The organism is Mesorhizobium sp. 131-3-5 (genome assembly GCF_016756575.1).
Taxonomy (GTDB): Bacteria; Pseudomonadota; Alphaproteobacteria; order Rhizobiales; family Rhizobiaceae; genus Mesorhizobium; species Mesorhizobium jarvisii.
Map to the genome: position 1 here is coordinate 4044890 of NZ_AP023254.1, position 20732 is coordinate 4065621.

At 63.5% G+C, this 20732-nt stretch carries 17 protein-coding genes and 1 riboswitch; of the genes, 6 read left to right on the forward strand and 11 right to left on the reverse strand.

Going from position 1 to position 20732, the window contains the following annotated elements; all coding sequences use genetic code 11:
• Positions 1-37 precede the first annotated feature (37 nt).
• On the forward strand, positions 38-1213 hold the full coding sequence (locus JG747_RS19725; protein ID WP_202359858.1) for a GGDEF domain-containing protein: 1176 nt from the start codon (positions 38-40) through the stop codon (positions 1211-1213).
• On the opposite strand, the gene gcvP is transcribed toward JG747_RS19725, so the two are convergent.
• From gcvP to gcvT, 3 genes are read right to left on the reverse strand one after another with little or no spacing between them, the layout of a single operon-like run.
• Entirely contained in the window at positions 1214-4027 is a 2814-nt protein-coding gene (gcvP, locus tag JG747_RS19730; RefSeq protein WP_202359859.1) for an aminomethyl-transferring glycine dehydrogenase, read from the reverse strand.
• Between the two features lie 15 nt (positions 4028-4042).
• A complete protein-coding gene (gene gcvH, locus JG747_RS19735) occupies positions 4043-4411 on the reverse strand; it encodes a glycine cleavage system protein GcvH (protein ID WP_202359860.1) in 369 nt (122 codons plus the stop codon).
• 5 nt (positions 4412-4416) lie between these two features.
• Positions 4417-5517: a glycine cleavage system aminomethyltransferase GcvT gene (gene gcvT, locus JG747_RS19740; protein ID WP_202359861.1), complete on the reverse strand. Its 1101-nt coding sequence runs from the start codon at positions 5515-5517 to the stop codon at positions 4417-4419.
• A gap of 149 nt (positions 5518-5666) precedes the next feature.
• A riboswitch (glycine riboswitch) is annotated at positions 5667-5753 on the reverse strand.
• 276 nt (positions 5754-6029) lie between these two features.
• On the opposite strand from gcvT, the gene JG747_RS19745 reads away from it, so the two are divergent.
• Positions 6030-7031 carry a hypothetical protein gene (locus tag JG747_RS19745; RefSeq protein WP_202359862.1) on the forward strand — a complete coding sequence of 334 codons (1002 nt, stop codon included), beginning with the start codon at positions 6030-6032 and terminating at the stop codon, positions 7029-7031.
• Here the strand turns inward: JG747_RS19745 and JG747_RS19750 are convergent.
• The 7 genes from JG747_RS19750 to JG747_RS19780 form a co-directional block, all read right to left on the reverse strand.
• Positions 7028-7465, reverse strand: coding sequence for a GNAT family N-acetyltransferase (locus JG747_RS19750; RefSeq protein ID WP_064984241.1), 438 nt, complete (start codon positions 7463-7465; stop codon positions 7028-7030). The genes JG747_RS19745 and JG747_RS19750 overlap by 4 nt on opposite strands.
• The gene (locus JG747_RS19755; RefSeq protein WP_064984242.1) at positions 7465-8274 is read right to left on the reverse strand and encodes a molybdopterin-binding protein; all 810 of its coding nucleotides are present in this window, start codon (positions 8272-8274) and stop codon (positions 7465-7467) included. The genes JG747_RS19750 and JG747_RS19755 overlap by 1 nt, the downstream gene beginning before the upstream one ends.
• Position 8275: 1 nt before the next feature.
• Positions 8276-9157, reverse strand: a complete 882-nt coding sequence (locus JG747_RS19760; RefSeq protein WP_202359863.1) for a cytochrome b/b6 domain-containing protein — start codon at positions 9155-9157, stop codon at positions 8276-8278.
• Between the two features lie 97 nt (positions 9158-9254).
• Positions 9255-9932 carry a DUF1345 domain-containing protein gene (locus tag JG747_RS19765; RefSeq protein WP_202359864.1) on the reverse strand — a complete coding sequence of 226 codons (678 nt, stop codon included), beginning with the start codon at positions 9930-9932 and terminating at the stop codon, positions 9255-9257.
• A 30-nt stretch (positions 9933-9962) separates the two neighbouring features.
• Positions 9963-10430 carry a YaiI/YqxD family protein gene (locus JG747_RS19770; RefSeq protein ID WP_019858415.1) on the reverse strand — a complete coding sequence of 156 codons (468 nt, stop codon included), beginning with the start codon at positions 10428-10430 and terminating at the stop codon, positions 9963-9965.
• Positions 10431-10493: 63 nt separating this feature from the next.
• Entirely contained in the window at positions 10494-11063 is a 570-nt protein-coding gene (gene gfa, locus JG747_RS19775; RefSeq protein WP_027046885.1) for an S-(hydroxymethyl)glutathione synthase, read from the reverse strand.
• 67 nt (positions 11064-11130) lie between these two features.
• On the reverse strand, positions 11131-12258 hold the full coding sequence (locus tag JG747_RS19780; protein ID WP_202359865.1) for an S-(hydroxymethyl)glutathione dehydrogenase/class III alcohol dehydrogenase: 1128 nt from the start codon (positions 12256-12258) through the stop codon (positions 11131-11133).
• Between the two features lie 200 nt (positions 12259-12458).
• On the opposite strand from JG747_RS19780, the gene JG747_RS19785 reads away from it, so the two are divergent.
• The 3 genes from JG747_RS19785 to JG747_RS19795 all read left to right on the forward strand — a co-directional run bounded on the left by JG747_RS19785 (position 12459) and on the right by JG747_RS19795 (position 19103).
• Positions 12459-14471 carry an acetyl-CoA carboxylase biotin carboxylase subunit gene (locus JG747_RS19785; protein WP_202359866.1) on the forward strand — a complete coding sequence of 671 codons (2013 nt, stop codon included), beginning with the start codon at positions 12459-12461 and terminating at the stop codon, positions 14469-14471.
• Between the two features lie 248 nt (positions 14472-14719).
• Positions 14720-18247: a DNA polymerase III subunit alpha gene (dnaE, locus tag JG747_RS19790; RefSeq protein WP_202359867.1), complete on the forward strand. Its 3528-nt coding sequence runs from the start codon at positions 14720-14722 to the stop codon at positions 18245-18247.
• 52 nt (positions 18248-18299) lie between these two features.
• Complete coding sequence (locus JG747_RS19795; protein WP_019858410.1) at positions 18300-19103, forward strand: ion channel; 804 nt, start codon at positions 18300-18302, stop codon at positions 19101-19103.
• An 11-nt stretch (positions 19104-19114) separates the two neighbouring features.
• On the opposite strand, the gene JG747_RS19800 is transcribed toward JG747_RS19795, so the two are convergent.
• Positions 19115-19996, reverse strand: a complete 882-nt coding sequence (locus JG747_RS19800; protein WP_064984357.1) for a DMT family transporter — start codon at positions 19994-19996, stop codon at positions 19115-19117.
• Positions 19997-20190: 194 nt separating this feature from the next.
• Between JG747_RS19800 and JG747_RS19805 the strand changes: the two genes are divergently transcribed.
• Positions 20191-20697, forward strand: coding sequence for a hypothetical protein (locus JG747_RS19805; RefSeq protein WP_019858407.1), 507 nt, complete (start codon positions 20191-20193; stop codon positions 20695-20697).
• Positions 20698-20732 lie beyond the last annotated feature (35 nt).

Below are 20732 nucleotides of genomic sequence, written 5' to 3' on the forward strand. Positions count from 1 at the left end.
GGCGTAACCGCCGACGCTCGAGAGGCCCCCGCCAGATATGCTGGATTTCAGTTCGCTCCTGCTCGCGGCCGCGCTGTCGGGCACATGCCTTGCCGTCACCATGTTTGCCATCTGGCTCACCGCGCCGCGGGCGCGTTTCGTGCTGACGGTGGCGTGCGGCATTATCGTGCTTGTCGCGCATGTGATCCTGTTCTGGCGCTACACCAAGGAGCCTGATCCGCTGCTTTGCCAGATTGCGCTGGCGCTGCTCAGCCTGGGCTTCCTGATCATCTGCCTTTCGGCCATGCAGTATCTCGGCGTGCCGGACCACAGGCGTGCGATCATGCCGACACTTGCCGCCATGGCTGTCTGCGCGGCCTTCACCTTCCTCGGCCTTGACGGTGTCGGCTTCATCGTCACCTACGCGACGGTGACCGTGCTGCTGTCGACGATCGGAGCCATGTTCTGGGTCAATGGCAGCCACGATCGCCGGATCCTGCTGGTGGTTTCGTTCCTGAGTGGCACCTGCGCGGTGTCGTTTGCCCTTTGCGGCGTGGTTCTGATGGCCAAGGGGCAATGGACGCTCGGGGCGGCGCCCGACAATTGGGCCGAACGTCTGAATTCCGTCGTGGCGGTGGCCTGCATGACCGGTCTGGGCGCCTTGACGCTCTCGCTTCATCATCTGCAGGCGCAGATCGAGCTGAAGGCCGAGACCATGACCGATCCATTGACCGGGCTGATGAACCGTCGCGGGTTGATGTCCCTCCACGGCGAGCGGCCCTTCGGTCCCTTCATGGCGGTCGTCATGTTCGACCTCGATCACTTCAAGAGGACGAACGACATCTACGGTCACCCGGTCGGAGACCAGGTCCTGTGCCGCTTCGCCGCCGTAATCCGGAAATATGCCAGGACCGGCGTCGACGCCTTTCGCCTGGGTGGCGAGGAGTTCGCCATCGTCATGTCGCGGATGACGGAAGAGCGAGCCCATGATCTCGCCAGCAAGATCGGCGTCGCCTTCGGCACCGAAATCGTTCCTACCCCGCTCGGTCCGTTGCGCAGCACGGTCAGCGGCGGCATCGGCTTCGGCGGCGCCGACGGCAGCAGCCTCGACGAGGTGCTGGCCGAGGCGGATGCCGCGCTCTACGCGGCCAAGCGCGCCGGCCGAAACTGCGTCATCAGCGGCAAAAGAATGGGCCAGGCCGAACCGGTCAAGCCGGCCTTGCGCTCAGCCTAGTTATTCAGCCGCGCCCAGGTAATCCGACAGCGGCGGGCAGGAGCAGACCAGATTGCGGTCGCCGGCGACATTGTCGATGCGCGACACCGGCGGCCAGTACTTGGCCGCCGTATCGGCGTCGCCCGCGGGATAGGCCGCTTCCAGGCGCGAGTAGGGGTGGGTCCACTGGCCTGCCAGCGTCTCGGCGGCGGTGTGCGGCGCGTTGACCAGCGGGTTGTCGGCCAAGGGCCAGTCGCCCCTGGCGACTTTCGCCGCTTCGCCGGCAATGGCGATCATCGCCTCGCAGAAGCGGTCGAGTTCGCGCTTCGGCTCGGATTCCGTCGGCTCGACCATCAGCGTGCCGGCGACCGGAAACGACATGGTCGGCGCGTGGAAGCCATAGTCGATCAGGCGCTTGGCGATGTCATCGACACTGATGCCGGCGCTGTCCTTGAGCACGCGGGTATCGAGGATGCACTCATGCGCGATGCGATCGTGCCGGCCCTTGTAGAGCAGCGGGAAGTGCGGCGCGAGCCGTGTCGCCACATAGTTGGCCGAGATGATGGCGGTCTCCGTGGCCTGCTTCAGTCCGGCGGCGCCCATCATGCGGATATACATCCAGGTGATCGGCAGGATGGAAGCGCTGCCGAAGGGTGCCGCCGACACGGCATGCGCCGAGCCTTCGGTGACATGGCCCGGCAGATAGGGCTTCAGATGCGCCTTGACGCCGATCGGGCCGATGCCGGGGCCGCCGCCGCCATGCGGGATGCAGAAGGTCTTGTGCAGGTTCATATGGCAGACATCGGCGCCGATATCGGCGGGCCGGGCGAGCGCGACCAGCGCGTTGAGGTTGGCGCCGTCGAAATAGACCTGGCCGCCATGCTCGTGGATGAGGGCGCAGAGGTGGCGCGCGCCTTCTTCATAGACGCCATGCGTCGAGGGATAGGTGAACATCAGCGCCGCGAGATTCTTGGAATGCTCGTTGGCCTTGGCCCGCATATCGTCCATGTCGATATTGCCGTCTTCCAGGCAGCGCACGACGACGACGCTCATGCCGGCCATCGCCGCACTCGCCGGATTGGTGCCATGCGCGGAAGAGGGGATCAGGCAGACCGTGCGACGGCCTTCGCCGCGCGAGCGGTGATAGGCGCGGATGGCGAGCAGGCCGGCATATTCGCCCTGGCTGCCGGCATTGGGCTGCAGGCTGACCGCGTCGAAGCCGGTGATTTCGGACAGCCAGCCTTCCAGCTCGCCGATCATGGCGCGATAGCCGGCCGAATGGCTGGCCGGTGCGAAGGGATGCAGATTGGCGATGCTTGGCCAACTCACCGGCATCATTTCGGCCGCCGCGTTGAGCTTCATGGTGCAGGATCCGAGCGGGATCATGGAGCGGTCGAGCGCCAGATCCTTGTCGGCCAACCGGCGCAGCAGGCGCATCATGTCGGTCTCCGACTTGTTCTCGTTGAAGACCTGCTGGGTCAGAAACTCCTTTCCACGCGGCTTGCTGGGAACGGTGCTGTCGGCCGAGGAGGCAGCCTTGGCGCCGAACAGGGAAGCGATCGCGTCGAGATCGGCGTCTGTCGAGGTCTCGTCGAAGGCGATACCGACATGGTCGGTGTCGAGGACGCGCAGCAGCCGGCCGGTCTTTTCGGCAGCCTCGGCGATTTGCGCGGCCTTGCCTTTCGCCTCCACCGTCACCGTGTCGAAGCGGCTGGCGCCGAGCACCGAAACGCCCGCCGCCTTGAGGCCGCTCGCCAGACGGTTTGCCAGAGCGTGGATGCGTCCGGCGATCGCCTGCAGCCCGGCGGGGCCGTGCCAGATGGCATAGGCCGTCGCCATGTTGGCGAGCAGCGCCTGCGCGGTGCAGATGTTGGAGGTCGCCTTGTCGCGGCGGATATGCTGTTCGCGCGTTTGCAAGGCAAGGCGGTATCCGGGCCGGCCCTTGCTGTCGGTCGATTGGCCGACGAGGCGGCCGGGCATCAGACGCGTCAGCTTATCGGAGACGGCGCAGTAAGCGGCATGTGGGCCGCCAAAGCCCATCGGCACGCCAAACCGCTGCATCGGGCCGACGGCGATGTCGGCGCCGAGTTTCGCCGGCGCATCGGTCAGCGTCAGGCCCAGCGGATCGGCGATGAAGACGACGATGGTACCGGTGGCGCGGGCCTTGTCGATCGCGGCCTTGTGGTCGCCATAGACGCCAAAGGTGTCGGGCCAGGAGACGAGCAGGGCAGCGGTGTTGTCGTCGATGGTCTCGCCGTCGATCTCGATGCCGAGCGGTTCGGCGCGGGTGCGCACCACATCCAGCGTCTGCGGATGCGGCGTGCCGGCGAGCGCCACCTTGCTGCGCTTGTCACGGTGGTGGCGCAGCGCGATGCCGACCGCTTCGGCGACAGCGGTTGCTTCATCGAGCAGCGAGGCGGATGCCACCGGCAGTCCGGTCAATTCGGTGACCAAGGTCTGGAAATTGAACAGCATTTCCAGACGACCCTGGCTGATCTCGGCCTGATAGGGCGTGTAGGCCGTGTACCAGGCCGGATTCTCGAACAGATTGCGCTGGATGACCGGCGGCACGTGAACGCCGTGATAGCCGGCGCCGATGAAGCTTTTCAGCACCGTGTTCTTCTCCATGATGGCCGACAATTCGGCCAGCGCTTCGGCCTCGCTGGCCGGCGCGGGCAAGGTCAGCGGCAGGTCGAGGCGAATCGACTGCGGCACGGCCTGGCTGATCAGCGTCTCGACGGAAGGGACGCCGATCACCGCAAGCATGGCTCTGACATCGTTCACGCCAGGACCGATATGACGGGCCGAGAAGGGGGTAAGTGCTGTGGTCATCATCTCTAAGTCCTGATTTCAGGCGATATGGGCTTTGTAGGCGGCCTCGTCCATGAGGCCGGCGAGCTGGCTTTCGTCGGCAAGCTTCATCTTCCACAGCCAGCCGGCGCCGGTTGCCGCGGAGTTGACCAGCGACGGGTCGGAAGACAGCGTGCCGTTGGCCTCGGTGATCTCGCCGTCAACCGGCGCGTAAACGTCGGAGGCCGCCTTGACGGATTCGACCACGACGGCGGTGTCGCCTTTGGTCAGCTTCTTTCCGATCTCCGGCAGTTCGACGAAAACGAGGTCGCCGAGTTGCTCCTGCGCGTAGTCGGTGATGCCGACCGTGGCGACACCGCCTTCGACGCGGAGCCATTCGTGATCTGATGTGAAAAAGGTCGTTGCCATGGAGTTCATCCTTTGCGGTAGCGATGAGGGGTGAAGGGCAGGGAGCTGATATCGACGGGGATCTTCGTGCCGCGTACGTCGGCGAACAACCGTGTGCCGGGCTTTGCCAGCGCTGCGGCGACATAGCCCATGGCGACCGGATGGCCGGCCGAGGGGCCAAAGCCGCCTGACGTGACATGGCCGGCGTGATTGCCGTCGGCATCGAACAGGGCGGCACCGGCGCGCACCGGCTGGCGGCCTTCCGGCTTCAGGCCGACGCGCTTTTGCGCCGGGCCGCGTTCGACGGCGGCGCGCAAGGCGTCGGCGCCGATAAAGGCGCCGGAAGCTCTGATGTCCTTGGGAATTGCCCACATCAGCGCGGCGGCGGCCGGGTCGGTCTCCGGCGTGATGTCCTGGCCATGCAGGCAGAGGCCGGCCTCAAGCCGCAGGCTGTCGCGCGCGGCAAGGCCGATCCACAGAACGCGTTCATCCTCGAGCAGCTTCGTGACCAAATCACGCGCGTCCGCCTCCGGCAGGCCGATCTCGAAACCGTCCTCGCCGGTGTAACCCGACCGGCTCATGAACCAGTCTTTCCGCGGCTCGACCCCGTGCATGAACAGCAGCGAGCCGGTCTCGATGCCGGCACGGGACAGGACTGCCCAGGCCTCGGGTCCCTGGATGGCCAGGAAGACGCGGTCGAGCGGCTCGACCTTCACATCGAAATTCGCGGCCAGTTCACGCAGATGCTTCTCGTCGGCGGCGGCGTTGCCGGCATTGGCGACCACCATGAACCTTGTATCGCCGAGCCGGGTGACGATCAGGTCGTCGAGGATGCCGCCGGCCTCATTGAGGATGAAGGACAGTTTCGACTGCGAGATTTCGAGCGCGCCGGCATCCAAGGGGCAAGCGCGGTCGAGCAGCGCAACCGCTTGCGGCCCGCTGACCTCGAACAGTTTCATATGCGAGATATCGAAGAGACCGGCATGCTCGCGGGTGTGCAGGTGCTCCTTCATGACGCCGGCCGGATAGGTCAGCGGCATCGACCAGCCGGCGAAGGCGCCGAAGCGCGCACCGGCGGCCGTGTGGAGATCTTCGAGGGGAAGGTGTTTGCTATGGTCGCCCGTCATGTCGTCTCCAGAGTCGCACGCAATCGGCCGCGAATGGCGACCAGTCCGTGCCCCTCTGTCTGAAGCCTGAGAGACTCGCGCAGCCGGAACTCTGTCAGCGGCGCTTACACCTTCGGCGCGGGGGCAAGCCCCGACTTTCCAGAGTGTCTTTCCCGTCTACGGTTCTTTTGCCTGAGAGATTTCGGGCGATTTCCCCTTCGGCGGCAGCTCTCGCTGCTCTCTCCCGCAAACAGGTAGGACTCAGAATCCCGAGCCCTCGACGCGCCATCCATAGCCCGTCGGCGACACCTTGTCACCTCCCAGCGACATCAAAGGTGCGTCGCGTTGAAACGGATTCAGGTGATGCGCTTTAGCTCTTTGTTTGATGCATGTCGTTTTCCCAAAACCGCTGCGCACTTTTGGGCGACATGCACTGGCCGGCAAGTCTTCGCTAACCACGCCGTTTGCCGGTTTTTCAAGACACTCCTGATATAGCAGGCCGATGTAACGCTTTGGGGCGGACGGGGACGACAATGGGCGAATTGATCATGAGCGCGCCGGTGGCGGGGCTGACCTCGAAGAATCGCATTGCCTCGGAGGACGTGGTGATGCTGCGCCGCGACGTGTTCGCCGATGGCGTGGTGATGCGAGGCGAGGCCGAGGCGCTGTTCGCGCTCGACCAGACGGCCCAGGACAAATGCGCGGAGTGGGCCCCGTTCTTCGTCGAGGCGGTGACCGACTACATCGTCCATCAAGAAAAGCCCTCGGGCTACATCTCGCAGGATAATGCCGACTGGCTGGTCCGCACTATTTCGCGCGACGGCATGGTCGACAGCCGCACCGAACTCGAATTGCTGGTCCATGTGCTGGAAAAGGCGAGATCCTCGCCGAGCAAGCTTTGTGTCTATGCGCTGGAGCAGGTCGCGCATGCCGTCATCGACGGCAAGGGGCCGCTGATGCTGGGCGGCGTGCTGGTGCCCGGACTGATCGCCAAGGCGGAAGTCGAGCTGCTGCGCCGCATCCTCTACGCCCATGGCGGCGACGGCAACATCGCCATCACCCGCGGCGAGGCCGAGGTGCTGTTCAGGATCAACGAGCACACCGCCCAGGCCAAGAACGATCCGTCCTGGAACGACCTTTTCGTCAAGGCGATCGCCAATTTCGTCATGTGTTCGGCCGGCTATGAGGCGCCGACCCGCGACGTGGCGCTGCGCCAGGAGAGCTTCCTCGAACATGCCGAGCCGGCAATCGGCGGGTTCTTCAGCCGCATGGTCTCCGGCAGCCTTGCTGGCATCATCGAGGCCTATCGGTCCCCCGATGACATCGAGGCCGAATGGGAGGCCAAGAACAGGGCGGCCGAGGCCCTGGCCCGCCGTGCCGAGACGATCGATGCCGGCGAAGCCAAATGGCTGGTCGAGCATATCGGCGGGGATAGGCCTCTGTACGAGAACGAGCGCGCGCTGCTGACCCTGATCAAGCACGCCTCGCCGGAGATACATCCGGCATTGAGGCCGCTGCTTGAGAAGGTTGCCTAAAGTGCACCGTCCGCTGCTGTCGTTTTACAAAGGATGATGTTGGAGTGGCCTTCGGGCCATTCCGCGAGTTCGGCGATGCGCCGGAAGCCAGCCTTCTCGTAGAGGCCCGGTGCCTGGAAGTCGTGGCTGGAGACCCAAATTCTCCTGACTCCTCGAGCCGTTGCCTCAGCGACAAAAGCGCTGAGCAACTGCCTTGCATAGCCGCGACCGCGATAGGCCGCGTCAATCCACATCAATGTCAGCTCGGACGTGCTCGCCCAAGAGTAGCCGGCGGCAACGCCGATCGCATGTCCTGCACCGTCACGAATAACGAAAGCCAGTCCCCGGTCATCGGCGCAGCCCGTCGCGCGCCGGTTGTCGTTGTGGAGGCGTTCCTCGAGCGAACTCAACTCGATCGGCGAAAGATCGTGCTCGGCCTGTATGCGGGTGGTCATCAAATCCCGCCATACCAGTCATAGCCATTGTCTTCCCAATAGCCGCCGCGGCCGCCGCCGACATTGGCGAAGCCGTCGACCAACTCGATCTTGTAGAGATATTTCGGCATCTTATAGCCGAGTTGGCGTTCGACGCGGACGCGCAACGGGGCGCCGTTTTCGACCGGGAGCGGTTTGCCGTTCAGGCCGTAGGCGAGGATCGTCTGCGGATGGCGGGCGTCGATCAGGTCGATCGTGCCGTAATATTTGATGTCGCCGGATAGGCTGCGGTCGATCGTGTCGAGGCAGTGGAACATGACGTAACGCGCCTGCGGCTTGACCACCGCCTGGTCGAGCACCTGCGACAACGGCGTGCCGGTCCATTTGGCGATGCAGCTCCAGCCCTCGACGCAGTCGTGGCGGGTGATCTGCGTGCGGCTCGGCATGTTCTGAAGCTGCTCGCGGCTGAGCGACAGCGGCTTTTCGACGAGGCCCGAGACTTCCAGCCGCCAGTCGGCGAAATTGTTGGCGAGCAGGCCCTTGTAGGTGTCGTCGTCAGGGGCGGTAACGCCGTTCGGCCGCTGCGGCTGGCGGATATCGGCCTCGGTGAATTCCGGTGCCAGCGCGTCACGGCCGGCAAGCAGGCGTTGCGCGCGATATGTCAGCCCATTGGCGTTTTCGAGGAAACTGCGCAGGCCGCTGCCGATGCTCAACTGGCTGTCGAAAGCGTCGCAGCCCGACAGCATGATACCCGAGGCGCCAAGGCTGGCGGCAGTCAGGAATTTCCTTCGACTGATCTGAAAATTGGGGCTGATCTCAAACTTCGCCATGTCAGGCACTCCTCTCGGTCGTCTTGTCGTCATGCGCGGGAGGGTCGGTGCGGTACCAGCCGGTGATGATCGAGCGCAATTCGTTGATCGGGCCGGCGGCCAGGATCATCAGAATGTGGATGATGAAGAAGCCGACCAGCAGCAGCATGACGGTGAAATGAATGGTGCGCGCCGTCTGCCGGCCGCCGAGCACTTCGTTGAGGAAAGGCAGCACCGAATTCATGCTGGGCGACATGGCAAGGCCGGTGATGATCATCAGCGGCAACAGCACGAACAGCACACCGCCATAGGCCATCTTCTGCAGTGTGTTGTATTCACGTGTGTGATGGAATTTCAGCTTCGCGTGGTCGACTATGTCCCGCGGCAGCCGCTTGAGGTCGTCGAGGCGCGGGGCGAGATCGCGCCTGATATGGCCGTTGACCAGGCTGGCGACCAGCCAGACGATCAAGGTCGTCGTCAGGATCCAGGCGAAGAAGAAATGCACGACGCGGGCGGTGCCGAGGTCATAATAGGACGGGATGGTCGCCCAGGACGGGAAGCCACGCGCCGTCTCGTTGCCTGGCGGACCCGACCAGCCGAGCACGCCCGTCGTGTCGAAGCGGTGCCCGAAGATCTCGGTGAAGCCGCGCGGCCCGGCGCTCGTGTTTTCGGCGCCGATTTGGAAAATGGTGTTGTTGTAGCCGAAGCCGGATTGCTTGCCGATATAGAGCTGCGGCCGGGCGTTGAAGATCTGCAGGCCGGAAAGCAGCATGAAGAACAGCGAAATGGCCCAGATCCAGTGTGTCAGCCGCGTCCACCGCGACTGCCGGTAGATCAGCGTGCTGTCGCTCGACACGGGAGCGTCCGGTCCGGTGGCGGATTGGCTTCTGGCAACGGATTCCATTTTGTCTCGTCTCCCGGCCTCGCGGCGTGGCCTGCGCGTTCATTGTCCTCCTGATACGTCGCGATCCAAACCGATGTTTCACCCGATCACGGATTTATTACGGGCTACCCAGGCTGACGGCGAGATTGACGGCTGCGGCGACGATGACCGTGTTGAAGAAAAACGACAGGATCGAGTGGACGAGGACGACACAGCGCATATGCGTGGTCGAGATGTTGGTGTCGGCGGTTTGCGCCGTCATGCCGATGACTGCCGAGAAATAGAGGAAATCCCAACCTTCCGGGCGCTTGTCGCCTGGGAACAGCAATCCGCCGACCGGGATTTTCTTCTTGGTTTCAGCGTCCACCGCATCGCCGTCCATCCAGTAGACATGCGCATAGTGAAGTGCGGCCATGGCATGGATGGTGAACCAACCAAGCGGGATCGACAGCAGCGCGAAACCGAGTTCGACGGAATTGCCTCTGTTCTTCTGGTTGATAAGCAGGAACAACGAGACAACGGCGACGACAACGACGACGAGCGTCACGGCGAAGATGACCAGCACCGGCTGGTCGGTGGCGCGCGCATTCTTGCTCAGATACTTGCCGGTGAATTTGGGCATCTGGCTGACGACGAGAATGACGTAGGCGGCGAAAAAGGCATTGGCGCCGATCGAATAGGCGAGCGGGGCGTGCAGCAGCAACGCCACGAGCAGCGCAAACGCGCCGAAACACGCCGACATTGCGAACAGCATATGGCGCTGCATAGGTTTCTGGATCGGGGCTTCGATGGCCATGACGTCTCCACCCTGGATCGCGCTCGGTTTCTAGCCGGGTGTGGCGGATTTCAGCGCGCGCCGCAAGATGCGGTCGAGTTCACCAAGAAACCGCGAACGGTCCTGCGGCGCGAAGGAGGCATTGTAGCCCTTGCTCTCACCGGTTTCGCGCAAATGCTGCTTGAGGTCGCGCATGGCCACCGCCATGCCGATGGTTTCGGGCGTGAACGGCCGCCCGGTTGGCCCAAGCACATGCGCCCCGAGCGCCACCGCGCGGGCGGCAAGCGGAATGTCCGCCGTGATCACGATGTCGTTGGATTTGGCATTCTCGACGATCCAGTCGTCGGCGGCGTCGGCGCCCTTGGAGACCACGACATTGCGGATCATTGGATCGCGCGATGGCCGCAAGCCGCCATTGGAGACGTAGGTGACGACGACGCCGAGGCGCTCGGCGACCTTTTCCACCTCGGCCTTGACCGGGCAGGCGTCGGCATCGACGTAGATGGCGGGTGCGGGCATAATCCCTCCGAAACGGACAGGGGCCGGAAACGTGTCCGGCCCCTGCCTGAAATCTTACAGTGTTCAGGCCGGCAAGGCGCCGGACTTCTTCGCGGTCCAGGTGGCCATATAGTCCATCAGGCCAGGGTTGAGACAGTCATAGGGTTCGAGCCCGATTGTCCTTAGCTGCGCGCGAATACCGTCCATCCGTTTTGGATCGACGCCGGATTCGATGATCGACGAGACGAAGGCTGCAAACCCCGGCGGCGACCAGCCATCCTCGACGAAGCGCTCGGGATGGATGAAGGTCAGGCCCTTGAAGGGATGGTCGCGCTCGACCGGGCCGTGCATATGGACACCGCAGCCGGTGCAGGCATGGCGCTGGATCAGCGCCGCGGAATCGACCACTTTCAGCTTGTCGCCGTTCTCGCTGACGGTGACGTCGCCCGTGCCGGCCACGGCAACCACCGAGAATACCGCGCCTTCCGGCTTCCAGCATTTGGTGCAGCCGCAGGCATGGTTGTGGGCGATCTGCCCCTTGACCTTCACCTTGACCGGCTTGCTGGTGCAGGCGCAGACCAGCGTGCCGCCGGCAAAGCTCGCGCTCTCCTTTGGCAGGCCATTGTCGATTTTCGGATGCAGTTTCTCCGCCATTCTTTTCTCCTCCCAGTTGTGAACCACAGAGGTCGCTGGCCGGTCGGTCGGCGGCGTGTGGCTTGCTTCAGTAAACGACGACGCTTCGGATCGACTTGCCCTCGTGCATGAGGTCGAACCCCTTGTTGATCTCGTCCAGTTTCAGCAAATGGGTGATCATCGGATCGATCTGGATCTTGCCGTCCATGTACCAGTCGACGATGCGCGGCACGTCGGTGCGGCCGCGCGCGCCGCCGAAGGCGGTGCCCATCCAGGTGCGGCCGGTGACCAGCTGGAACGGCCGCGTCGAGATTTCCTGGCCGGCGCCGGCGACGCCGATGATGACCGACTTGCCCCAGCCGCGGTGCGAGGCTTCCAGCGCCTGGCGCATCACCTTGGTGTTGCCGGTGCAGTCGAACGTGTAGTCGGCGCCGCCGATCTGGTCGGCGCCGCGCTTAGTCATGTTGACGAGGTAAGGCACGATGTCGCCGTCGATCTCCTTCGGATTGACGAAATGCGTCATGCCGAACCGCTCGCCCCATTCCTTCTTGTCGTTGTTCAAATCGACGCCGATGATCATGTCGGCGCCGGCAAGCTTCAGGCCCTGAATGACGTTCAGGCCGATACCGCCGAGGCCGAAGACCACGGCGGTCGCGCCTTGCTCGACCTTGGCGGTGTTGATGACGGCGCCGATGCCGGTGGTGACACCGCAGCCGATGTAGCAGATCTTGTCGAAGGGAGCGTCCGGATTGACCTTGGCCACCGCGATCTCGGGCAGCACGGTGAAGTTGGAGAAGGTCGAGCAGCCCATATAGTGGAAGATCTTGTCCTTGCCGATCGAGAAGCGCGACGAGCCGTCGGGCATCAAGCCCTGGCCCTGCGTGGCGCGGATCGCCGTGCACAGATTGGTCTTTCTCGACAGGCAGGACGGGCACTGCCGGCATTCCGGCGTGTAGAGCGGGATGACGTGGTCGCCCTTCTTGACCGAGGTGACGCCCTTGCCGACATCGACCACCACGCCAGCGCCCTCATGGCCGAGAATGGCTGGGAACAGGCCTTCGGGATCGGCGCCCGACAGCGTGAACTCGTCGGTGTGGCAAATGCCGGTCGCCTTGATCTCGACCAGAACCTCGCCTTCGCGCGGACCGTCGAGGTCGACCTCCATGATCTCCAGCGGCTTTCCGGCGGCGACAGCGACAGCGGCGCGGGTTTTCATAGGGCGTCCTCCAAATGCGAATTTTTTTCCAAGGTTTCAGTTTTTTTCGACACGATCAACTAGAAGCTGGTGCCGAGACTGGGCCACAGCGATGAATTGGAATCGCAAATCGATTGAAAGGCAGTGATTTGCATGGTCGGCTTGACCCCGCAAGCACAGGTCATAAAAGGAACGACCGACCGGAGGGGAATGACCTCAGCATGTTCACAAAAATCCTGATCGCCAACCGTGGCGAGATCGCCTGTCGCGTCATCAAGACGGCGCGCAAGATGGGGATTGCCACGGTCGCCGTCTATTCCGATGCCGATCGCGATGCCGTGCATGTCGAGATGGCCGACGAGGCGGTGCATATCGGGCCTTCGCCCGCCGCGCAAAGTTATCTTGTCCCTGAAAAGATCATCGCCGCCTGCAAGGAAACCGGGGCTCAGGCCGTGCATCCCGGCTATGGCTTCCTGTCCGAGCGCGCCGCCTTCTGCGAAACGCTGGAGAAGGAAGGCATCGTCTTCATCGGCCCGAAGCCCAAGGCGATCAAGGCCATGGGCGACAAGATCGAATCGAAGAAATTCGCCAACGCCGCCAAGGTTTCGACCGTGCCCGGCTGGCTTGGCGTCATCGAGAATGCCGACCACGCCGAACAGATCGCCGGCGAGATCGGCTATCCCGTGATGATCAAGGCCTCCGCCGGCGGCGGCGGCAAGGGCATGCGCATTGCCTGGAACCAGTCGGAAGTGCGCGACGGTTTCGACCGGGCGCGCTCGGAAGCCAAGAGCTCGTTCGGCGACGACCGCGTGTTCATTGAGAAATTCGTCGTCGATCCGCGCCATATCGAGATCCAGGTGCTGGCCGATGCGCATGGCAATGCGCTCTATCTCGGCGAGCGTGAATGCTCGATCCAGCGCCGCAACCAGAAGGTGGCGGAAGAGGCGCCGTCGCCCTTCCTCGATGCCAAGACGCGCAAGGCCATGGGCGAGCAGTCGGTGGCGCTGGCCAGGGCGGTCGACTATCAGAGCGCCGGCACGGTCGAGTTCATCGTCGACAAGGACAAGAACTTCTATTTCCTTGAAATGAATACACGATTGCAGGTCGAGCATCCGGTGACCGAACTCGTCACCGGCATAGATCTGGTCGAGCAGATGATCCGCGTCGCCGCCGGCGAGAAGCTCGCCTTGAAGCAAAGCGACATCAAGCTGAATGGCTGGGCGGTGGAAAGCCGGCTCTATGCCGAGGACCCGCATCGCAATTTCCTGCCGTCGATCGGCCGGCTGACGCGCTACCGGCCGCCGGAGGAAGGGCAATTCGGCGATGTGATCATCCGCAACGACACCGGCGTCACCGAAGGCTCCGAGATTTCGATGTTCTATGACCCGATGCTCGCCAAATTGTGCACCTGGGCGCCGACGCGCATCGAAGCGATCGATGCCATGTCGGAAGCGCTCGACAGTTTTGTGGTCGACGGCATCGAGCACAACATTCCGTTCCTGGCGGCGCTGATGCAGCATCCGCGCTGGCGGGAAGGGGCGATATCGACGGGGTTCATAGCAGAGGAATACCCCGACGGTTTTGCGCCCGTCGTGCCGAACAGCGGAGAAAAAGCAGTTCTCACCTCGATCGTGACCGCGGTGGAATTGCTGCGCCGCGACCGGCTCGACCGGCTGGGCGGGCGGTTGGCGCCGCATTCGGGTGCGCTCAAGCGCGATTGGGTGGTGAAGCTCGGCGACGACTACCTCCAGGCGTCCATCCTCGAAGGCATGATATCCATTCCGATGGAGATCGACCTGTCGATCGACGGCGGCAAGGCGCTGACCGTTTCATCCGACTGGCGGCCGGGCGACCTGATCTGGCGCGGCACGGTCGGCAAGCGCTCCGTTGTCGCCCAGATCCGGCCTGTCGCCAACGGTCTTCGCATCGCCTGGAAAGGCATGTCGGTGACCGCGCGCGCCATGCTGCCGCGCATCGCCGAGCTGGAACGGCTGATGCCGGAGAAGGTGGCGCCGGACACGTCGAAACTGCTGCTTTGCCCGATGCCCGGCCTCGTCGTGTCGATCGCTGTCGCCGAGGGCCAGGAGGTCAAGGCCGGCGAGACCTTGGCCGTGGTCGAGGCGATGAAGATGGAAAACGTGCTGCGCGCCGAACGCGACCTCGTCGTATCGAAACTCAACGCCAAGCCCGGCGACAGCCTGGCTGTGGACGCGGTGATCATGGAATTTGCCTAGAGATTGTTTGGAAATTCTACTTCGGCCGCCATCTGAAGGCGTTTTCTGCGCTTCCCGTTCTACTTGCGCTCCGGTTCTCGAAACCACCATCATATGACTCGCCGGAGCGAACGTCGAAACAATCTCTGAGGTGAGGCGCCGTGCATTCGGCAAGCCTGTGATTGGCGGTCGTTTGTGCTGGACTGGTATCGCCCTGTCCCGGACAATACATCTCCATCGACTCAAGGCCTTCGACAGCGCGAGAAATCATGGCGGATGACAAACTCCCACGCGACCCCCTGAAGCGCGAAGCCGCGATAGCAGCGGCGCGGCCGGAGGTGCCGGCGCGGCCGTTCGTGCATCTGCGCGTCCATTCGGCCTATTCGCTGCTCGAGGGCGCGCTCCAACTCGGCAAGATCGTCGGCCATGCCGTGAAGGACGAGGCGCCGGCGATCGCCGTCACCGACACCAACAATCTGTTCGGCGCGCTCGAATTCGCGCAGAAGGCGGTGAAGGAGGGCATCCAACCGATCATCGGCTGCCAGATCGCGCTCGCCTTTTCCGGCGAAAACAGCGACGGCCAGCGGGATCGCCGGCGGCAAGGCCCGGAAATGCGGCCGGTCGTTCTGCTCGCCGCGACCGAAGCCGGTTATTCCAACCTGGTCAGGCTGGTCAGCCGCGTCTATCTGGAAACACCGCCCGGCGAGGCAGTGCATCTGACGACCGAGATGCTGGAGGGAAAGGCCGATGGGCTGATCTGCCTCAGCGGCGGGCCACGCGGCCCGATCGGCAACGCCTTGAAGGAGGATCGCCGCGATCTGGCCGAGGTTCGGCTTTTGACGCTCAAGGCGATGTTCGGCGACCGGCTCTATGTCGAATTGGACCGGGTCGCGGGCTATGACCGGGTCATCGAACATCAGACGATCGATCTCGCCTATGCGCACGAACTTCCGCTTGTCGCCACCAACGAGGCGTTTTTCTCTTCACGCGACGATTATGAGGCGCATGACGCGCTGATCGCCATCGCCGAGGGCTCCGTCGTCGCTGTCGATACCCGCCGCCGGTTGTCGCCGGACAATTTCCTGCGCAGCCAGGCCGACATGGCAAAGCTGTTCGCCGACCTGCCGGAAGCGATCGACAATACGGTCGAGATCGCCCAGCGCTGTTCCTATTATCCGAAAACCCGCAGCCCGATCCTGCCACGCTTCACTGGCGGCGATGCCTCCGACAAGGATGCGGCCGAAAAGGCCGAGGCCGCGGAGCTCGCCCGCCAGGCGCGTGAGGGGCTCGACGCACGGCTCGCCCTGCACGGACCGACTCCGGGCTACACGGTCGAGCAGTATCGCGAACGGCTGGAATTCGAGCTCGGCATCATCGAGAAGATGAAATTCCCCGGCTACTTCCTGATCGTTGCCGACTTCATCAAATGGGCCAAGGCGCAAGGCATTCCGGTTGGGCCGGGCCGTGGTTCGGGGGCCGGGTCGCTGGTCGCCTATTCGACGACCATCACCGACATCGATCCGCTGCGCTTCTCGCTGCTGTTCGAGCGCTTCCTCAATCCCGACCGCGTGTCGATGCCCGACTTCGACATCGACTTCTGCCAGGATCGCCGCGAAGAGGTGATCCGCTACGTCCAGCAGAAATACGGCCGCGACCAGGTCGGCCAGATCATCACCTTCGGTACACTGCAGGCCCGCGCCGTGCTGCGCGATGTCGGCCGCGTGCTGCAGATGCCCTATGGCCAGGTCGACAAGCTGTCCAAAATGGTGCCGCAGAACCCGGCCAATCCGGTCAAGCTGGCGGACGCCATTGCCAATGAGCCGCGCTTTGCCGAAGAGGCTGAGAAGGAGCCAATCGTCCAGACGCTGCTCGACATGGCTCAGAAGCTGGAAGGTCTTTACCGCCACGCTTCCACGCACGCCGCCGGCATCGTGATCGGCGACCGGCCTTTGTCGGAACTGGTGCCGATGTACCGCGATCCGCGCTCGGACATGCCGGTCACCCAGTTCAACATGAAATATGTCGAGCAGGCCGGGCTGGTGAAGTTCGACTTCCTCGGCCTGAAGACGCTGACCGTGCTGGAGACGGCGGTCAAGCTGATCCGCCGGCGCGGTATCGACATCGACTTGGCGACGATCCCGCTCGACGACCCCGAGACCTACGCCATGCTGTCGCGCGGCGAGGTGGTCGGCGTGTTCCAGGTGGAAAGTGCCGGCATGCGCAAGGCGCTGATAGGCATGCGGCCCGACTGCATCGAGGACATCATCGCGCTCGTCGCCCTCTACCGGCCAGGCCCGATGGAGAACATCCCGACCTACAATGCCAGAAAGCATGGCGAGGAGGAGATGGCCTCGATCCATCCCAAGATCGACCATCTGGTGAAGGAGACGCAAGGCGTCATCGTCTACCAGGAACAGGTGATGCAGATTGCGCAGGAGCTGTCCGGCTATTCGCTCGGCGAGGCCGACCTTCTGCGCCGCGCCATGGGCAAGAAGATCCGCGCCGAGATGGACAAGCAGCGCGAGCGCTTTGTCTCGGGTGCGGTCGAGCGCGGTGTCAGCAAGCCGCAAGCCGACTTTATTTTCGACCTGCTGGCCAAGTTCGCCGACTACGGTTTCAACAAGTCGCACGCAGCCGCCTACGCCGTGGTCTCGTACCAGACCGCCTATCTCAAGGCGCATTATCCGGTCGAGTTCCTGGCCGCATCGATGACGCTCGATATGGGCAATACCGACAAGCTCGCCGACTTCCGCCAGGACGCGCTGCGCCTCGGCATCGAGGTTCTGGCGCCGTCGGTGATGACGAGTTTTCGGCCTTTCGAGGTCGGCGAGAACCGCATCTATTATTCGATGGCCGCACTCAAGGGCGTCGGCGACGCGGCGGTCGAGCACATCGTTGCCGTGCGGGGCGAAAAGCCGTTCAAGAATCTCGCGGATTTCTGCGAGCGGGTCGATCCCAAGATCGTCGGCAAGCGCGTCTTCGAAAGCCTGATCATGGCCGGCGCGCTCGACTGCTTCGGCCATGACCGCGCCCAGATGATGGCTGGCGTCGAACGGATGATGGGATTGGCGTCACTTGCCCAGCAGAACGCCGTTTCCGGCCAGGCCGATATTTTCGGCGCCTCACTCGGCGCTCAGTCGCAGGCGTTGAACCTGCCGGCGACGGACCCATGGCTCGCCGCCGACCGGCTGCACCGCGAATTCCAGGTCGTCGGTTTCTATCTCTCGGCCCATCCGCTCGACGAATACAAGGCGGCCTTGCAGAAGATGCGGGTGCAGAACTGGGGGGAGTTCTCGGCCGCCGTCAAGCGCGGCGCTTCTGCCGGCCGCCTGGCAGGCACGGTGACCAGCAAACAGGAGCGCAAGACGCGCACCGGCAACAAGATGGGCGTTGTGGCCTTTTCCGATACTTCCGGCCAGTACGAGGCCGTGCTGTTTTCCGAAGCGTTGGCGCAGTACCGTGACTTGCTGGAAGCCGGCCGCTCCGTCGTGATCACCGTCGCGGCCGAGGACCGGCCCGAGGGCGTCAATTTGCGCATCAACTCCGTGCAATCGCTGGAGGAGGAGGCAAGCCGTATCCAGAAGGCGCTGCGCATATTCGTCAGGAACGATGGACCCGCCTCGATAATCCAGTCCCAGCTCACCCAGCGCGGTGAAAGCCAGGTGAGCATCATCGTAATCAAGGAAGAGGCCCAGGGCGAGGTCGAGATCGCTTTGCAGGGCGGCTACCGCGTCTCGCCGCAGATCGCCTCGGCGATGCGCGCCGTGCCCGGCGTGGTCGAAGTGGAACTGGTGTGATCGCCGCGCTTGGCAGGCATCGGCGCATGCCGCCCATGTCATCGCGATCGGCATGAAGGCCGCTGACAGGCGAGCATCACAGGATCGTTCCGCGATGGCGCGGCTGCGCGACATGCTGCGCAGGCTCTATCATGGGCGCACGCCGGCTGCCTTCCGCTTTCAGGTTGCGGCAATCGTCATCGATCTCGCCATCATCGCCTTCTTCATCGCGACACCCGTCATCCAGCATTCGGCCTCGTTCCTGTGGCTGGATTATGCGGTGGCGGCGCTGGTCGGCGCCGATCTGATTGCCAGGCTGCTGGCTTCCAACGACATGCTGCGCCTGATGAAGCAGCCGACCTCCTGGGTGGATGTCTTCATCCTGTTGACGCTGCTGATGCCGACGGCGCTCGCCAATCTCGGTTTCCTGCGCATCCTGCGGCTGTGGTCGCTGTCGCGCAGCGGTTCGATCTGGCGGCATTTCGAGATGCGTGGGCTGAGGCCCTGGCGCGAGGCAAGCAATGCGGTCATCAACCTCTTGACGTTTCTGTTCGTCATCACCGGCTTCGTCTACACCTTCTTCTTCCGAAACGGCGCCGGGCTGGAAAACTACATCGATGCGCTTTATTTTACCGTCGCCACCGTGACGACGACCGGCTTCGGCGACATCGTGCTGCCGGGAATGGCCGGCAAGCTGACGGCGATCGTCACCATGATCATCGGCATATCGCTGTTTGTCAGGCTGGCGCAGGCGATCTTCCGGCCGGCCAAGGTGTTCTTTCCCTGTCCGCAATGCGGGCTGCAGCGGCATGAGCCGGATGCCGTGCACTGCAAGGCCTGCGGGCACGTCCTCAACATACCGAACGAAGGCGACTGACTGGCTGACTGCTACGATGCCGCCACTTCAGCCGGCTGCACCGGTTTGCGCTGCAGGTTGAGCAGATTGCCCATCAGGATCAGGAGAGCGCCACCGGCGGTGAAGGCGTCGATCTGCTCCTTGTAAAGCAGCCAGCCGACCAGCGCCGACAAGGGCACCCGCAGAAAATCCATTGGCGAAATGACGGTGGCGTCGGCATAGGTGAGCGCGCGGGCCATGCAGAAATGTGACGACATGCCGGTGAAGGCGATCAGCAGGATCCAGGGCCACAGTTCAAGCGATGGCGTGCGCCACACGTAGACGGCGGGGATGAGGCCGAGCGCCGACTGGATGATCAGCATCCAGAAGATGATGCGCACGACGCTGTCGGTGCGCGTCAGCGATTTGACCAGGACCAGCGATATGCCGAAACAGACCGCGGCGCCCAGCACGACCAGATGTCCGGGATCAACCGCGTTGACGCCTGGACGGACGATGACCACCACGCCGATCAGGCCGAGCACGACCGCCGCCAGTTTCGGCCGGCTTAGCCTTTCGCCGAGAAACGTCACCGCCAGGATCGCCGTCCAGATCGGCGTGGTGAATTCGATCGAGATCAGCACCGCCAGCGGGATCAGGGTCAAGGCGTAGAGCCATGCCGCCTGGCCGGTATAGTGGACGACGTTGCGCGCGATATGGGCGAGGGGACGCTGCGTGCGCATTGCCGCGAAGCCGCCGCTCGCCAGCACCAGCGGCAAGAGGATGAAGAAGCCGATCACCGAGCGCAGTTCCAGCACCTGGAAGACGTTGAGTTCGGCCGTGGTGGCGCGGCCGGCGACCGACATAGCCAGGAAAGAGCTGATCGACAGCGCCATCCAGAACGCGGCCTTGGGGATCGAGGGGGTGGGTGCCATGGCAGCTATCTCGCAGGCCGGGGCTTTTGCCGCAACCGCTAGCCGCTCCATTCGCCTGGGCCAGTTGCAGCGGCGTGATGTTGCAAAACGGGCATGTTGCGAGCGGAACCCGATAGGCCAGTGGGCGTTGAGTCCCGATATTCAGCCGAGCTTCGCAGGGCATCTTGCCTTTCAGCATCGACAGGAGAGTTTCGATGAGACCATTCGCGCAATTTGCGCTTGCTGGCTGTCTTTTGGTCGCGGCAGGCACGGCACACGCCGATGAGACCAAGTTTCTCCAGTCGTTCAAGGGTAATTTTGCCGGCAAGGGCACTGTACAGGTCACCACGGATGTGCCGAACGTCAGTGTTTCCTGCAGCTTCAAGTCGAACGCGACCTCAACCTCGCTCTCGCTGGATGGCAGTTGCCGCGGTCTCGTCTTGGTGACACGTGCCATCAGCGCCAAGTTGAACGTCACCGGCGCGAAATACAGCGGCGTCTATGTTGGGTCGCGCACCGGGCCGGCACAGCTGAACGGCAGCCGTTCGGGCAACGCGATCAATCTTGGCATCCGCTGGGCCCAGGAGGTCAATGGTGATCGCAAGGCGCGGATGACGGTCGAGAAGCGAGGCGAGAATGGCATCCGGCTGACGGTCACCGACACCGATCCGACAACCGGCAAGAACGTGGTGACGAGCAGGATCGATCTGACGCGCACCTGACGGTCTGACCTGAATCGCAACACATCCGGTATCCA

Excerpts from the sequence above, each read along its gene's own strand:
- gcvT (WP_202359861.1), bottom strand. The coding sequence starts at position 5,517 with ATGACGGGCGACCATAGCAAACACCTTCCCCTCGAAGATCTCCACACG.
- gfa (WP_027046885.1), bottom strand. The coding sequence starts at position 11,063 with ATGGCGGAGAAACTGCATCCGAAAATCGACAATGGCCTGCCAAAGGAG.
- JG747_RS19750 (WP_064984241.1), bottom strand. The coding sequence starts at position 7,465 with ATGACCACCCGCATACAGGCCGAGCACGATCTTTCGCCGATCGAGTTG.
- JG747_RS19805 (WP_019858407.1), top strand. The coding sequence starts at position 20,191 with ATGAGACCATTCGCGCAATTTGCGCTTGCTGGCTGTCTTTTGGTCGCG.
- JG747_RS19800 (WP_064984357.1), bottom strand. The coding sequence starts at position 19,996 with ATGGCACCCACCCCCTCGATCCCCAAGGCCGCGTTCTGGATGGCGCTG.
- gcvP (WP_202359859.1), bottom strand. The coding sequence starts at position 4,027 with ATGATGACCACAGCACTTACCCCCTTCTCGGCCCGTCATATCGGTCCT.
- JG747_RS19765 (WP_202359864.1), bottom strand. The coding sequence starts at position 9,932 with ATGGCCATCGAAGCCCCGATCCAGAAACCTATGCAGCGCCATATGCTG.
- JG747_RS19725 (WP_202359858.1), top strand. The coding sequence starts at position 38 with ATGCTGGATTTCAGTTCGCTCCTGCTCGCGGCCGCGCTGTCGGGCACA.
- JG747_RS19795 (WP_019858410.1), top strand. The coding sequence starts at position 18,300 with ATGAAGGCCGCTGACAGGCGAGCATCACAGGATCGTTCCGCGATGGCG.
- JG747_RS19760 (WP_202359863.1), bottom strand. The coding sequence starts at position 9,157 with ATGGAATCCGTTGCCAGAAGCCAATCCGCCACCGGACCGGACGCTCCC.
- gcvH (WP_202359860.1), bottom strand. The coding sequence starts at position 4,411 with ATGGCAACGACCTTTTTCACATCAGATCACGAATGGCTCCGCGTCGAA.
- JG747_RS19780 (WP_202359865.1), bottom strand. The coding sequence starts at position 12,258 with ATGAAAACCCGCGCCGCTGTCGCTGTCGCCGCCGGAAAGCCGCTGGAG.
- JG747_RS19770 (WP_019858415.1), bottom strand. The coding sequence starts at position 10,430 with ATGCCCGCACCCGCCATCTACGTCGATGCCGACGCCTGCCCGGTCAAG.
- dnaE (WP_202359867.1), top strand. The coding sequence starts at position 14,720 with ATGGCGGATGACAAACTCCCACGCGACCCCCTGAAGCGCGAAGCCGCG.
- JG747_RS19745 (WP_202359862.1), top strand. The coding sequence starts at position 6,030 with ATGGGCGAATTGATCATGAGCGCGCCGGTGGCGGGGCTGACCTCGAAG.
- JG747_RS19785 (WP_202359866.1), top strand. The coding sequence starts at position 12,459 with ATGTTCACAAAAATCCTGATCGCCAACCGTGGCGAGATCGCCTGTCGC.
- JG747_RS19755 (WP_064984242.1), bottom strand. The coding sequence starts at position 8,274 with ATGGCGAAGTTTGAGATCAGCCCCAATTTTCAGATCAGTCGAAGGAAA.